Source organism: Agrobacterium sp. fls2-241-TYG-188a (genome assembly GCF_030209845.1).
In genome coordinates this window covers 62,554-75,207 of record NZ_JARVRD010000003.1, presented here as the reverse complement: position 1 = coordinate 75,207, position 12,654 = coordinate 62,554, and the positions used below count along the sequence as shown (strand labels likewise).

General features: G+C 57.1%; 17 protein-coding genes. 9 read left to right on the top strand and 8 right to left on the bottom strand.

What is annotated here, in order from left to right:
* The gene (locus QRN85_RS14455; RefSeq protein ID WP_284758997.1) at positions 1 to 918 is read right to left on the bottom strand and encodes a DMT family transporter; all 918 of its coding nucleotides are present in this window, start codon (positions 916 to 918) and stop codon (positions 1 to 3) included.
* 136 nt (positions 919 to 1,054) lie between these two features.
* Here QRN85_RS14455 and QRN85_RS14450 point away from each other — a divergent pair, with 136 nt between their 5' ends.
* Both QRN85_RS14450 and QRN85_RS14445 read left to right on the top strand, forming a co-directional pair.
* Positions 1,055 to 1,645 (top strand): 3'-5' exonuclease, encoded by a 591-nt coding sequence (locus tag QRN85_RS14450; protein WP_062585674.1) that lies wholly within the window; start codon positions 1,055 to 1,057, stop codon positions 1,643 to 1,645.
* A gap of 66 nt (positions 1,646 to 1,711) precedes the next feature.
* Entirely contained in the window at positions 1,712 to 2,197 is a 486-nt protein-coding gene (locus QRN85_RS14445; protein ID WP_062585370.1) for a CreA family protein, read from the top strand.
* A gap of 135 nt (positions 2,198 to 2,332) precedes the next feature.
* Here QRN85_RS14445 and QRN85_RS14440 read toward each other — a convergent pair whose 3' ends face one another.
* The gene (locus QRN85_RS14440) at positions 2,333 to 2,800 is read right to left on the bottom strand and encodes a chemotaxis protein CheW (protein ID WP_062585371.1); all 468 of its coding nucleotides are present in this window, start codon (positions 2,798 to 2,800) and stop codon (positions 2,333 to 2,335) included.
* A gap of 251 nt (positions 2,801 to 3,051) precedes the next feature.
* On the opposite strand from QRN85_RS14440, the gene QRN85_RS14435 reads away from it, so the two are divergent.
* The 4 genes from QRN85_RS14435 (at position 3,052) to QRN85_RS14420 (ending at position 6,811) form a co-directional block, all read left to right on the top strand.
* Positions 3,052 to 3,186 (top strand): hypothetical protein, encoded by a 135-nt coding sequence (locus QRN85_RS14435; protein WP_284758994.1) that lies wholly within the window; start codon positions 3,052 to 3,054, stop codon positions 3,184 to 3,186.
* A gap of 128 nt (positions 3,187 to 3,314) precedes the next feature.
* Positions 3,315 to 3,914, top strand: a complete 600-nt coding sequence (locus QRN85_RS14430) for an SCO family protein (protein WP_284758992.1) — start codon at positions 3,315 to 3,317, stop codon at positions 3,912 to 3,914.
* Between the two features lie 94 nt (positions 3,915 to 4,008).
* On the top strand, positions 4,009 to 4,887 hold the full coding sequence (locus tag QRN85_RS14425) for a 50S ribosomal protein L11 methyltransferase (RefSeq protein ID WP_284758990.1): 879 nt from the start codon (positions 4,009 to 4,011) through the stop codon (positions 4,885 to 4,887).
* An 88-nt stretch (positions 4,888 to 4,975) separates the two neighbouring features.
* Positions 4,976 to 6,811: an aminopeptidase P family protein gene (locus tag QRN85_RS14420; RefSeq protein WP_284758988.1), complete on the top strand. Its 1,836-nt coding sequence runs from the start codon at positions 4,976 to 4,978 to the stop codon at positions 6,809 to 6,811.
* Here QRN85_RS14420 and QRN85_RS14415 read toward each other — a convergent pair.
* Both QRN85_RS14415 and QRN85_RS14410 read right to left on the bottom strand, forming a co-directional pair.
* Positions 6,801 to 7,115 carry an AzlD family protein gene (locus tag QRN85_RS14415; RefSeq protein ID WP_113093827.1) on the bottom strand — a complete coding sequence of 105 codons (315 nt, stop codon included), beginning with the start codon at positions 7,113 to 7,115 and terminating at the stop codon, positions 6,801 to 6,803. The two genes, QRN85_RS14420 and QRN85_RS14415, sit on opposite strands and share 11 nt — an antisense overlap.
* Entirely contained in the window at positions 7,115 to 7,834 is a 720-nt protein-coding gene (locus QRN85_RS14410; protein ID WP_284758986.1) for an AzlC family ABC transporter permease, read from the bottom strand. The genes QRN85_RS14415 and QRN85_RS14410 overlap by 1 nt, the downstream gene beginning before the upstream one ends.
* 129 nt (positions 7,835 to 7,963) lie before the next feature.
* Here QRN85_RS14410 and QRN85_RS14405 point away from each other — a divergent pair, with 129 nt between their 5' ends.
* A complete protein-coding gene (locus tag QRN85_RS14405; RefSeq protein WP_062585383.1) occupies positions 7,964 to 8,215 on the top strand; it encodes a DUF2164 domain-containing protein in 252 nt (83 codons plus the stop codon).
* Positions 8,216 to 8,227: 12 nt separating this feature from the next.
* On the opposite strand, the gene pncA is transcribed toward QRN85_RS14405, so the two are convergent.
* Positions 8,228 to 8,854, bottom strand: coding sequence for a bifunctional nicotinamidase/pyrazinamidase (gene pncA, locus QRN85_RS14400; RefSeq protein WP_113220077.1), 627 nt, complete (start codon positions 8,852 to 8,854; stop codon positions 8,228 to 8,230).
* A 438-nt stretch (positions 8,855 to 9,292) separates the two neighbouring features.
* Between pncA and QRN85_RS14395 the strand changes: the two genes are divergently transcribed.
* The gene (locus tag QRN85_RS14395) at positions 9,293 to 10,576 is read left to right on the top strand and encodes a DUF2778 domain-containing protein (RefSeq protein ID WP_284758982.1); all 1,284 of its coding nucleotides are present in this window, start codon (positions 9,293 to 9,295) and stop codon (positions 10,574 to 10,576) included.
* Between the two features lie 6 nt (positions 10,577 to 10,582).
* On the opposite strand, the gene QRN85_RS14390 is transcribed toward QRN85_RS14395, so the two are convergent.
* Together QRN85_RS14390 and QRN85_RS14385 are read right to left on the bottom strand one after the other, a co-directional pair.
* Positions 10,583 to 11,005: a DMT family transporter gene (locus QRN85_RS14390; RefSeq protein ID WP_062585389.1), complete on the bottom strand. Its 423-nt coding sequence runs from the start codon at positions 11,003 to 11,005 to the stop codon at positions 10,583 to 10,585.
* Positions 11,002 to 11,487, bottom strand: coding sequence for a DMT family transporter (locus QRN85_RS14385; protein WP_112962775.1), 486 nt, complete (start codon positions 11,485 to 11,487; stop codon positions 11,002 to 11,004). The genes QRN85_RS14390 and QRN85_RS14385 overlap by 4 nt, the downstream gene beginning before the upstream one ends.
* 142 nt (positions 11,488 to 11,629) lie before the next feature.
* On the opposite strand from QRN85_RS14385, the gene QRN85_RS14380 reads away from it, so the two are divergent.
* Positions 11,630 to 11,755, top strand: coding sequence for a hypothetical protein (locus QRN85_RS14380; protein ID WP_280136375.1), 126 nt, complete (start codon positions 11,630 to 11,632; stop codon positions 11,753 to 11,755).
* On the opposite strand, the gene QRN85_RS14375 is transcribed toward QRN85_RS14380, so the two are convergent.
* Complete coding sequence (locus tag QRN85_RS14375) at positions 11,730 to 12,605, bottom strand: glycosyltransferase family 25 protein (protein WP_284758979.1); 876 nt, start codon at positions 12,603 to 12,605, stop codon at positions 11,730 to 11,732. The genes QRN85_RS14380 and QRN85_RS14375 overlap by 26 nt on opposite strands.
* Positions 12,606 to 12,654: the final 49 nt, after the last annotated feature.

The following is a 12,654-nucleotide window of genomic DNA, read 5'->3' as shown; positions in this document are numbered from 1 at the left end:
TTATTGCGCTCCCTGTTTTCTGCGAAACAGCCGGCCGTCCATCGCCAGCAATCCGGCAGCAATCATCGCCATTCCGATGAAATGCTTTGCCTCCAGCTGTTCGCCAAGCACCAGAGATCCCATCAGGATTGCGCTCACCGGGATGAGGAAGGTGACGAGAGCGAGGTTGGTGGCACCCGCGGAGGAGAGGATGCGGAAGAAGATCAGGTAGGCCAGTGCCGTCGAAAGCAGTGCTATTCCAAACAGCGCGCCCCAGGCAGCACCGCTAGGCATCGGCAGCAGCCAGGGCTTGTCGATGATGAGCGCAACGGGAATGAGAACGAGGGACGAGGCTGAGATCTGCCCCGTGGCCGTGACGATCGGCGCAACGCCCATGGCCTTGAAGCGGCGACCGAAAATGCCAGCGAAAGAATAGGAAACTGCTGCTCCCAGAATGGCGAGTTGGCCCCAAAGGCTGGAGCTTTCGCCGGTCAGGGCGGCAGGACCGATCATGGTTGCGACGCCTGCAAAGCCCAGGACGATGCCTGCGAATTTGTTGACCGAAATCTTTTCGTCTGACGTCAGCAGGTGGGCTACAATGACGGTAAAGAGCGGCGTGGTGGCATTGAGAATGGAAGCGACGCCGCTGGCAATATGGGTTTGGCCCCAGACGATGAGGCTGAAGGGTATGATGTTGTTGAGAAGCCCCATGCCAAAGAAGGCGCGGATGACACCAGGCGTTTTCGGCAGCCGGTAGCCCATGACCTTGCAGACGGTCAAAAGGGCGAGTGCCGCGATGGATACGCGCAGCATCACAATGGTCAGCGGCGGTAGTTCCTTGACAGCAATTCCGACGAAAAAGAAGGATCCACCCCACAGCAGGGACAGGACGACGAGCATCGCCCATTCTCTTGCATTCATCTGCTGTTGCACGGCCATGTCGGGTTCTCCCATTTGCGGCGAATGAGAAGCCTCTAACGGCTGCTCTGGCCCCGTTCCACCCGAATCCGGCTCGCCTGTTCATTTTTTCTCGGGTTTGTTCTATGCCGTGCAAGCAGCCAACGGGAATCGCTACTTGAAAACCATCGCCATCGATTTCGAAACCGCCAATGAAGAACGCGGAAGCGCCTGTTCCGTCGGGCTTGCATGGATCGAGAACGGACAGATCGTGCGGGTCGAGGAAAGACTGATTCGGCCCAGGGATATGCGCTTCTCCCCCTTTAACATCGCGGTTCATGGCATTCGTCCGCACGATGTGGAAGATGCGCCTGAGTTTCCCGAAGTGATGGACGAGTTTGCCGACGATCTGCGCGACTCGACGATGATCGCCCATAATGCGGCCTTCGATTTCAGCGTGATGCGGGCAAGCTTCGACAAGTACCGACAGAGCTACCCGCAGCTCTCCTATCTGTGCAGCGTGAAGATGTCGCAGAAGGTCTGGCCATCCCTGCCATCGCACAAGCTCAACATCATCGCGCATCATCTGCAACTGCGCTTCGTGCACCACAATGCGGCGGAAGATGCGGTCGTCTGTGCGGCTGCATCGATTGCTGCGGCAAAGGCCCTTGCGGTGGACCACATCCATCACATTCCGGAAAAGATCGGAATGGTGGCCGGCAGGCTCCACGCCACGGGCTATGCGCCTTGCACCATGAGAAAACGCTAGGCTCAAGTCTTGTTGTGCGGCCGCACAGACCTATCTCTATGTCAGTTCATCAAGGGGATAAGGGTAATGGCTAAAGCGTTTCGTTCCATGCTGGCTGCGGGTCTTGGTCTGTTGCCGTTTGCCGCACAGGCGCAGGTGGTTGGCCAGGTTGGCGTAGACTGGACAGGCAACGACATCGTCGTAGAGGCGATTGCCGATCCTCAGGTCAAGGGCGTGACCTGCCACATAACCTATTTCGACAGAGGCGTGATCGATCGTCTCAAGAACGGAAACTGGTTCGAGGATCCGTCCAATAACGCGATTTCCTGCAGTCAGACAGGTCCGGTCGAGATCGGCGATATCGAACTTGGCAAGAAGGGCGAGGAAGTCTTTCGCCAAGGCATGTCTCTGGTCTGGAAGAAAATGGTCGTCAACCGCATCTACGACAAAGCCAATGATACGCTGATCTACCTGGTCCACACGCGGGAACTGACGGATGGTTCCGCCAAGATGGCGATTTCAACGGTTCCGCTCTATGGGCAGACGGTGACGTGGAAGAACGGAAAGCCATAATTTTCAGGTGGTTACGACACTTTGTTAAGCCGCGTGCCACGCCGTGCCTGGCGTGATCATTCCCTGCTTCAAATACCAAAACGGCGAGCTCTGAAGCTCGCCGTTTTTCGTAATGCATATTGAATTGGACTAGCCTCAAGCGGCTTCGCGCGAAAGCTCGTCGGCGATGACTGTGTCGAGGTTGAGGAAGCAGACCATGCTCTTTTCCAGCGCCACGATGCCGCGGCAGAAATTGCGCTGCTCTTCCGGAATGATTTCCGGTGCTGGCTGGAGGTCTTCGGAGCGAATCGTCATCATGTCGGAAACCTGTTCAACCAGCAGGCCGACGAGCTTGCCGCCGATATCGGTGACGATGATTGCGGAACGCTCGGACGGTTCCGTCATCTTCATGCCGAGACGGCACGCCATATCGATGACTGGAATAACGGCACCGCGCAAGTTGATCAGGCCCAGGACGTAAGGTGGTGTGTGGGGCATCGGTGTTACGGGTGCCCAGCCGCGAATTTCGCGGATCACCATGATATCAATACAAAATTCCTGATCGCCGAGATGGAAGGAAACGATTTCAAGATATGCGCCGGATTGTTTGATGGCGTTCGACATGGTCGCAACTTTTCCTGACGGCTCTCTTGGCTGGCCGAATTAGATTTGGAAGGTGATGCGGAGCCGGACATATGCCCGTTGACGTCATGTCGTGCGCTCAAAGCGAACCGCTGGTGAGCATCATGCTCAAAAACAATTTAAACTTTTCCTAACGCCGGACTGTAAACTACCGCAGGTGCGGGTATTTCGTTGTTTCACCTGCCAGGCTTTTGCAGTATATTTGCGGCATGAAAGTCTTAAGCCACGGTCCGATGAAATTTCTTGCTGCCGCACTGGCAACCGCGACGGCGTTGTTTCTCGTTGTTTTGACGTTTCAGGGCTGGATGCGGCACGGCACGGACATATTTCTGTCGGCCATGCAAAGTGGCATCGCCTGGTGTCTCTGAGCTACTTCATCTGCATTTTGAGACAAATCAGCGCGGTTCGCGGGGTGAACCTTTTCTTGAATTGCTGAAATGACGTGGCTTGGGCTAGAAGCACTCAGATGCTGGCTCTAGGCTGATCGGAAAATGCCATGAAGAATATTCGAATCGCTCTTTGGGGTGCTGTCCTCGTCCTTCTCGGCGTCATGGGCTGGTTGACGATGGAACTGACCAAAAGCCGTGATCAGATGGTCGAAGAGGTCTATGGCGTTCCGTTCCAGCTTGTTGCACAGAACGGTCAGCCGATCACCGAAAAGGCATTTCAAGGCAAGCCGACCGCCCTGTTCTTTGGCTTCACACACTGCCCGGAAGTCTGCCCCACAACGCTGTTCGAGTTGAATGGCTGGATGGAGAAGATCGATCCTGCCGGTGAAAAGATGCAGGCCTATTTCGTTTCCGTGGATCCCGAGCGCGATACGCCCGAGATTCTCAATCAGTATGTCTCCAACGTATCGAAGCGTATTACCGGCATTACCGGTACGCCCGACAAGATTGCAGATACGCTCAAGGGCTACCGCATCTACGCCAAGAAGGTGCCGGTGGATGAAAAGGACCCCAACGGCGATTACACCATGGATCACACGGCCTCCGTCATTCTGCTGGATGCCAAGGGGCGGTTCGCCGGAACCATTGCCTATGGCGAAAATCCCGATGTGGCGGTGCAAAAGCTGCAAAATCTTACCAAGAGCTGATCTTGGCTCCACAATCTCGCGGCATGTCCATTGGACTGCATGGAGATTTGTGGCAAAGGCTGACGGCTGAAACCGATGCAAGGAAGCGTAAGCCGTGAGCGAGATTCGTCTTTTTGTAACCACCACCGAAGCGCAGGCTGGAGAAGTGCTGGATCTTCTTTCGGAGGTGTTTGGAGAAGAAGACGTCGCCATTGCCACGACCGAGGTGGATGAGAAGAAGGATATCTGGGAAGCCTCGATCTACCTTCTTGCTTCCGAGGAAGAAGATGTGCGCAGCCGCTTCGAAGAGGCGTTGAAGGTCAGCTATCCCCATTTGAGCCTTGAGCGTGAAATCATCCCCGATGTCGACTGGATTGCAAAATCGCTTGAGGGGCTGACGCCCGTCCGGGCAGGGCGCTTTCTGGTGCATGGTTCCCACGACCGCGACAAGGTTCGCATCAACGATCTCGCCATCGAAATCGAAGCGGGTCAGGCTTTCGGCACCGGGCACCATGGCACCACGGCGGGTTGTCTCGAAATGATCGAGCAGGTCCTGCGGTCGCGCACCATTCGCAACGCGCTGGATCTCGGTACCGGCAGTGGCGTCCTCGCAATCGCTGTGGCCAAGATGCGGCCGGTGCCGGTATTGGCAACGGATATCGATCCTGTTGCCATCAAGGTCGCGAAGGAAAATGCCAAGCTCAACGGCATCGTATCGGGAATGTCACTGGAAACCGCGCCCGGCTTCCATTCGGATTCCTTCCGCAAGCACGGACCATTCGATCTTATCATCGCGAATATCCTTGCCCGCCCATTGATAAAGATGGCGCCGCAACTGGTGACCCACCTGGCGCCGGGCGGAACCGTCATTCTGTCGGGCATTCTTGCTTCGCAGCGGTGGAAGGTGCTGTCCGCTTATAACGGAATGCATCTCAGCCATGTCAAAACCATCTGGCGCAATGGCTGGGTAACAATCCATCTGCGCAAAGACTGACGACCGGTTGATCTGACCGAAAATCGCTTCACAGTTTTTGTTCGCATGCTTATGGTCTGCACCGAAATCAGCATTCGGAAAGCAGTTCATGTTCCAGTCATTCGATAACAAGTCCACTCCGCAATTTGGCAAGGCCCGCGTTGAGGCCCTGCGCGCAACATTCGATGCGCTTGGCATTGACGGCTTTCTGGTGCCCCGCGCTGACGAGTATCAGGGCGAATATGTTCCCGAATGTGCCGAGCGGCTGTCATGGCTGACCGGCTTTACGGGTTCTGCGGGGATTGTGCTCGTCACCCGCACGCAAGCGATTGTCTTCGTCGATGGTCGTTATACCACGCAGTTGGCGTCGCAGGTGGACCAGTCGGTCTTTACCGGTGGTGATCTGGTGGGTGCTCCCCCGGCAAAATGGCTATCGGACAATGCGCCTGAGGGGTTCCGCCTGGGTATCGATCCATGGCTGCACACAGGTGCAGAGCTGAAGCGGCTGGAAAAGGCCCTTGCCGAGAAAAGCGGCTCGGTCGTTCTTCTTGAGAGCAATCCGTTGGATCCCCTCTGGCTTGATCGTCCTCAAGAGCCTATGGAGCCCGTCAGCATCCAGCCGGATCATGTTACCGGTACGCCTGCCCAGCTCAAGATTGCGACGATCGGGGAGATCGTTGCCGCGCGACAGGCCAATGCGGTCCTGATTACCGATCCATCTTCTATCGCATGGATATTCAATATTCGTGGCAATGATGTACCGCATACGCCGCATCCGCTGGCGCGCGCCATTATCTATGCCGATGGGAAGGCAGATCTGTTTCTCGATGAACGCAAGACCGGCGACGAGGTGAAGGCTTATCTTTCGCAACTCGCCACCCAATTGCCGGCTGAGGACATAGAGGCGCGGCTGCATGCCATTGCCAGCGCCGCAGGCCGTGTGCTTGCCGATGTCGATGTGACACCGGTCGCATTGACGCTTTCCATTGTCGAAGCGGGCGGTGAGGTGATCGAAGCTGCCGATCCCGTAAAGCTGCCGCGCGCCTGCAAGAACAAGGCAGAGCTTGATGGTTCTGCCGCCGCGCATGTTCAGGACGGTGCCGCGATGGTGGAGTACCTGGCATGGCTGGATGCTCAGGCACCCGGCAGCGTTACCGAGATCGCCGCGGTAAAGGCTCTGGAAGCGACACGTGCGCGGGTGGGGCAGGCGATGCAGAACCCGCTCAAGGATATTTCCTTCGATACGATTTCCGGTGCAGGGCCCAATGCCGCCATCATTCACTACCGGGTCACGACCGACAGCGATCGCACCCTTGGTGACGGCGAGATGTTTCTGGTCGATTCCGGCGCGCAATATGTCAATGGAACCACTGATATCACCCGCACCGTTGCCATCGGCAATGTCCCGGAAAAACAGAAGCGGTTCTTCACCCTCGTGCTGAAGGGCGTAATCGCCATCAGCGCGGCCCGTTTCCCGAAGGGCACACGCGGCTGCGACCTCGACCCGCTTGCCCGTATCGCCTTGTGGAAAGCAGGTGCCGACTACGGACACGGGACGGGTCACGGCGTTGGTTCCTACCTTTCCGTGCATGAGGGGCCGCAGCGGATTTCACGCGTTTCCCAGCAGGAAATCCTGCCCGGCATGATCCTGTCCAACGAGCCCGGCTACTACCGCCCCGGCGAATTCGGCATCCGCATTGAAAACCTGATCTATGTCCGTGAGGCAGAAGTCATCGATGGCGGCGATCAGCCCATGCTGTCGTTTGAGACCCTGACATGGTGCCCCATTGATCGGCGCTTGATCGTCGTTTCTCTTTTGACGGATGAAGAGTTGCAGTGGCTCAATGCCTATCACGCCACCGTGCGGGAGAAGCTGATGCCATTGATTTCTGACGCCGACGTGCAGCGGTGGCTGACCGCTGCAACGGAAAGCCTTACGCGATAGAGAAATAGCGCATGGCCACAACAAGCGCCCAGCCTGATATGAGCATGATCAGGCCGGGAAAGCGCAGGCCAATGACAAGCGCAAACACCATTGCCAGCTTGACCTCATAGCCGCCCTCGAAGAAAGCGGGCGCAACAAGCGTGGTCAGAACCGCGACGGGGACGGCATTCAGCCCGGCCTCGACACGGGGCGGGATGGTCTTCATGCGCACCATAAGCACGTAGCCACCAACACGGGTAAGATAGGTCGCGATAGCGCCGGCGATGATAATGAAGAGGGTCTGGGGATCGAAAAGCGCGTCCATCATGCGTGCTCCCCGGATGCTTCCGTCACTTCGGTTTCGGGCCGGGCAGGTGGCAGAATGACAGCAAGCAGGATGCCCGTCATCGCGCCTATGCTGACATGCCAGGGCGAGCCGACGAAGTGGAATGCGGCGATTGCCCCGATGGCACTGGCAAGCATGACGGGGTAGAATTTTCCGCGTTTTCGAAAGCCCATGACCATTCCCATGAAATAGACGGGCAATAGCACATCAAATCCGGCCGCCTTGGGATCACCGATGAGATTGCCAAGTGAAGCCCCGGCGACGGTGGAAATCATCCAGCCGGTATAAACGATCAGCGCATAACCCATGTACCAGGCAAAGCCGACCTTTCCGTGCATTTCCTTTTCCCGCACGGCCTCGGCAAATTGCGGATCGACCATGAAAAAGAAGCCGACCGCCTTTTTGGCGACCGACCAATCCGGCACGATGCGCACCATGGCTGCGGAATAGAGCACGTGGCGGAAATTGACCGCAAAGATGGACAGGATAACGAGCCAGGCAGGCAGGTTCTGATTGAACAGCTCGATGCCGACAAGCTGGCTTGCGCCTGCATAGAGCGTGCCGCTCATCAAGACGGCTTCGGCAATTGTCAGGCCGTTATCGATCGCAACCGCGCCAAACAATGCGCCGAACGGAATGACGGAAAGAGTGACGGGTAGCCCGCGTTTGACGCCTGACCGGAATGTGGAAACTGACATATGTTAGTGGCTCCGAATTTCTCCTGCTCCTAGCGCCACAATTGCGCAATGACAAACGAATTGCTGGAATAGATCGGATTGATTCCGTTGAACCATGGATTACGATCACAGCGAAACAGGGGGCATTGAATGAAGGATCTGAAGCTGGAAAAACAGCAAAAGACCGATATGGTTCTGGCATTGCGCCATTATCTTACCCAGGAGCTTGATGTCGAGATCGGCGCGCTTCAGGTCGAAATTCTGGTTGACCATCTGGCGGAGGTGATAGGCCCGGTCTTTTACAACAAGGGTCTGCGTGACGCCCATGAGGCGGTGCTGCAACGTATGGAATATGCCGCTGCCGATATCGATCTGCTGGAACGTTCAATTCCTCGCCGGTAACGTGGCTGCGAATCAATCGCTCAATATGTCGGTACTGTTGACGATGCCTGCGCCCTTTGCGCGCATAAGCGAGATGGCGTTTCTGATACCCTCCGGGTCGATGCCACGGCTTGCATCCTCGATGAAGCGAACCTTGACGCCGGGCAGCATCTCCATCGCATCCAGCACGGAAAAGCTGACGCAATAGTCGGTGGCCAAGCCGCAGACATCCAAATCTGTCACCCCCTGGCGCTGGAGATACTCGCCAAGACCTGTCGTTGCGAGGTGGTCATTGTCTCGGAAGGCGGAATAGCTGTCGACAGCTGCGTTCTCACCCTTTTGCTGCACATAGTCGAAAGCCTGCACATTCAGGTCGGGGTGAAAATCGGCATCCGCGGTTTCCTGTACGCAGTGATCCGGCCAAAGGACTTGCGGTTTTCCGGAGAGTTCGCCCATTTCGAAAGGCTTTTTCCCGGCATGCCGTGAAGCAAAGCTGCCATGATCGGCAGGGTGCCAATCCTGCGAGGCGACGATGAGGTCGTATCCGCCATTATCTATCAGCGCGTTGGCAATGGGGACGATCTTGTCGCCATCCGGTACTGGCAAGTTTCCGCCCGGGCAGAACCCGTTCTGGATATCGACCAACAACAATGCCTTCATGATGCTTCCTCCAGTCATCGTGACAGGATGCCAAGCGAGCGACGATGGATCAAGGGGAAAGGATCGAGATCGTTGCTGCAGCTTCTCATCTGCCGTAACACCGCCGCATTTGTAGCCAAATTTCGGCAAAGTCGGCATTTAGGGGAGCGGTGTCGATGGGGAGAATCATTCAGCATCCAAATCGAATCTCAAACAGCGCTCATTCCGGATTTCCTGTGTAACATCGTTACGTGTGGCGCCCGGTGCTGTTGCAGAGAAACATGCAAGCTTGAAAGAACTGCGTTTTCAGGGGACTTGTAAAGACTTTGGTTACCATAATTCGTCATGCTTTGAACCAGTCAGCCAGAGGACCAGCGCAAGCGAGGCGCGGTGCTCTTTGCATCAACACGGTAGCCGGTCATGCCCGGTTTTGCGTAAACGGTTCGAGTAACGAGTATCATGGCGTCATCAGTCGTGGCCTATAGAGATGCGCGCATCGGCGCGTCCCCTACCAGAAAACCAAAGAGCTTCGGCATCTCAGGCCTTTCCGCCATGCTTGGCGGCGGGGTTCTGGCGAGCATCTGCGCGGTGACGGCCTTTGCTTCGCTGCATGGCATGGCGCAGGCCTCTCACGGCACCGGACGGTTCGAAACGATGCTGGTCTCCAACCTGGCAAGGCTGGAGCAGGGGGCCGTCGACGCTACCGGGCGCAATGTCCATATCCGCAAATTCTCCCGCCTTTCCGAAGGCGGCCATGCCGGTAGCCAGAAAGCCATGCGGCTTGCTGCCGAGCATCACATTGGCGCCAAGGCTTTCACCGAGCGATTCGGAGCAGCTGCTGCCATCAACGCCCATGAGAAGGCGACGATCGAGGCCTTGGCCGCTTTGCGCCCATCGGCCATTGTCGATTCCGCTCTTGGACGTTCGGGTGACAATCCCGAGCTGGCAATGCTGGAAACGCAGGCGCGCGAGCATCCGGCATTTGAAGTGGCGCTCGGCAAACCGCAGACCACCACTGACGACGAAATAGATCTTCTGCCCGAAACCGTTCCGCTGCCAAGCTTCCGGCCACAGATCGCACGGGCGGTGGACGTCGAGCCGACACCCCGCCCTGGCAATCCCTCATCTTCAGAAAAGCAGCTTGCCGCTATCCCGGCACAGGTCCCCGCCCGCCCTGCAGCGCCACAAGCGCCTGCGACCAATACGATGGTGGCATTTGCGCGTCCCGACAATCCCATGCGGGAAACCAAGATGGACGCGGTTCCATGGCCTGACCGGGGCAACGGCACCGCAATCTACGATATTTCGGCAGGCGTCGTTCACATGCCAAGCGGTGAAAAGCTGGAAGCACATTCGGGCATCGGCAAGATGCGCGACAATCCGGATTTCGTGCACGTCAAGATGCGCGGCGCTACTCCGCCATCCAGCTACAAGCTGACCATGCGCGAATCGCTCTTCCATGGCGTTGAGGCGATCCGTCTGACGCCTGAAAGCGGAATCAAGCCGCATGGCCGCGATGGTCTGCTTGCGCATACCTACATGCTGGCCCGGCGTGGCGAATCCAACGGCTGCGTGGTCTTCAAGGATTACCCACGCTTCCTGGCCGCCTTCAAGCGCGGAGAAGTCAAGCGTATCGTCGTTGTTCCCAAGCTTTCCGGTCGGCCTGCCATGACGGCTGGCGGCACGAAGAGTGGCGGCAAGACCCTGTTCGGCATGTTGTCCGGGCGCGGTACGGACTCCTGATCCCGCCTATTTTCGGCGCTGCGTCAGCAGCATTCCGCCGAGGATCAGCAGAACGCCGAGAGCACTTGCCCAGAGCTTCGGCGGCTGGTCGCTGAAAAGGTCGAGCACCACTCCGGACACCATCTGGCCGCTGATGACCAGAAGTGCCGTATTGACGGCACCGATGCGCGGGATCAGCCAGCTGCCGGAAGCGATGAAAATCACCCCTATCGGTCCGCCAATATAGGCGTACCAAGGCGCATCCGCTGCGCCTGATGGCAGCAGACCGCCAACCAGAAGTCCGAGGATCGTCAGCACGACAAAGCCGACAAGGTGGTTCCACAGCGATGCGATCAAGGGCGAGTTGGACAGGCTGAGCCGTCCGTTGACCTGCCGGCTGAGAGAAACGAGGACGCCGCCCAGGAACGCCATTGCAATCCACAGGGTCATGCGGTTCTCCCGACCAGAATGATGAGCGCGCTGCCCGTGAGAATAAGGGCGATGGCGGTCATATCGCGGCCATCAGGCCGGCGTTTCGGCAAGCCGAACAGGCCCCAGGCATCTGCAGCGAGGCTGAATATGACCTGTCCGCCAAGGCCAAGAGCAAGCGTACCGGAGAGCGCAAGTGGCGAGTTGACGGCGGTGGAGGTGAGCATCACGATGGCTGCACCGATGACGCCGCCGCAATAGGCCCAGAACGGTGCCTTTGGTTTGGGCGCCACATCCGCACTTTTTGGCTTTCTATACAGAAGTGCAAGATAGATGAGTGCGGCGACGGTGCCTGTGCCATGTGCCGTCCAGGAGGAAAACAGGGCGCTACCGAAATGCGCGAGCATACCGTTGAAATGCACCATGAGTGTCAGAAGGCAACCGCTTGCAAATGCCGCAGCAAGGTGAAGCGGATTGAGGCTCGTCGATGGATTGTTTTTCATGTGTGGCCAAAAATTGAGGAAGCGAGGCAGCACTAGCCCATATGGCTTTGGAACGAAATTGATTTCCGACAAAAAGGCAATCATGAGCCAAAGGTCATGCCATTTTATCGGAACCAAAAACCGGTTGGACGGTTATTGGGCCATGAAGAAAACGACCCGCAAACCTCTGAACCGCATGACGCTTTTCGTCATCTCCATTTTCGTCCTCGCCATCATCGTGGCCGCGATTTACCTCATAGGCTTCACACCAGGCGAGACCCAGGTGTAGTGTCCGATAGCTCGTCTTCACTGACCTGCGCCTGCGCTTTAGCCCCGCGATCACTGCCCGGCGATAGCAATCCGTATTTCACTTTGTAAAAGCCGAGCAGTGCGCTGCGATAGATGAACCGCGATGTTTCAAGAAATGCGCGGTAGGGCAACACCGTAAGGTAACGCCAGCGTGGCAGGCGGTAGTTGCGGATATCGATCTGTATCTGGCTTTCGTGCTCCAGATAGGCGTCCTGAGTGGCGCAGATCGGATAAACGAACGCGGCCCTCAGGCCGGCGAAAAACTCAAGATCATAGGCGATATCATAGGCAAGCCGCATGGGCAGCAATCCGTTTACGATCCAGTCTGCGGCCTTTCTGTTGATGATATAAGCGCCCGCGCCTTTTTCCCGTGTCAGCGCGATGGCCAGGTGGCGGTCTGGTGAAATAGTTTTGAAGGGAAACTTTCGGCCCCGGTTGACGGTCGTCAGCCGCAGAATATCCCAGTCCTGCGCATGACAGATGGCGTCATCGATTGTTTGCAGGAAGTCATCTGCGAATATGACGTCGTCTTCCAGGATAAGGGCAAAATCGGCGTCCCCATTCAGAAAGGTCTTCGCGCATTTGACATGGCTGAGATAACAGCCGACTTCCGGCGGACAGGTGCGGCGGCCGTGCAGGGCGCCATAGGACAATGCGCAGAAATCGGGCGTGGGGAATGACAGCAGTTTGCCATCGATGGCAGCGATGCGCTGCGCTGAAAGGCCTGCCTCAGCCAGCTTCGAAAGCATCGCATCGCGTCGCGTTTCAGCCCGGTCCAGATTGATCAGATATACGTCGAGACGAGCGTTTGATGCTTTCAATAAGTGCACAGAAATCCCCAGAGACGGTGTCGCGACGTGTATGGCACAGGTCACCGGG